This is a genomic window from Saccharothrix hoggarensis (assembly GCF_042678885.1).
In the GTDB taxonomy this organism is placed as follows: Bacteria; Actinomycetota; Actinomycetes; order Mycobacteriales; family Pseudonocardiaceae; genus Actinosynnema; species Actinosynnema hoggarensis.
On sequence record NZ_JBHTLK010000514.1, the window covers coordinates 1 to 788 of the forward strand.

The 788-nt window shown below is 74.0% G+C and carries 2 protein-coding genes; both read left to right on the plus strand.

Annotated features, from left to right (window positions below; translation table 11 throughout):
- Positions 1–236, plus strand: a 236-nt coding sequence (locus ACFQ3T_RS36855; protein WP_380730833.1) for a universal stress protein, incomplete at its 5' end; no start/stop codon positions are given.
- A gap of 251 nt (positions 237–487) precedes the next feature.
- Complete coding sequence (locus ACFQ3T_RS36860) at positions 488–634, plus strand: hypothetical protein (RefSeq protein WP_380730835.1); 147 nt, start codon at positions 488–490, stop codon at positions 632–634.
- Positions 635–788 lie beyond the last annotated feature (154 nt).

Here is a 788-nt window from a genome sequence, read left to right on the forward strand (position 1 = left end):
CGCTCACCGACCGGGTGCGCGGGCTGCTCTCCGTCCACGCCGCGACGCACCCCGGCGTGCGGGCGAGCGGCCAGGTGCTGTCGGGTCCGCCCGGCGCGACGTTGGCCGCGGCGGCGTCCGGCTCGGAACTGCTGGTGCTCGGCGCGCGCGAGCACCGCGACGTCGACACGCTCACGGCGGGCACGACGAGCCACGCCATCGTCCACCACGCGACGTGCCCGGTCGTCGTGGTCTGACCGCCGTGCCGGGGACCCCGTAGTCCTACGGATGCGCGGGCGTGCGGCGGGACGGCAGGCTGGGCGCGTGGACGACCTCGACCAGCGGAAGCGGAGACGGCCCGGTGCGGCGCTCGCCGGTTTCCTCGTGCCGTTCGGGCTGCTGGCGGTGATCGTGCTCGCCTACCGGGCCAAGTACTTCGACGCGCTGGGCTGGCGCGGCGGCGAGTACGCGTACGCGTTCATCGGCGTCACGCTCGGCGCGGTGGTGGGTGGGGACCGTGCTGAAGGCGTTCCGGCCGCCGTGGAACTCGGTGGGCACCGGCGTGATCATCGGCGGCGTGCTCGGCGTCCTGCTGGCCGTCGGGCTGGTCGTGGTGGTCCTGGTGGCGCTGCGGCAGTGGTCTCAGGGGTACTGAGGGGGGTACTGAGGGCACTGACAACGAGGTTCGGGGGACATGTGCGGCGGCGCGGCCGGGGATCACCCCCGACCGCGCCGCCCGTCGCAGTGCCGACCACTACCGCCTGGTGATGTCGGACTCGGAGTAGAAGCAGTTCTTCCCGTCCGCGCCC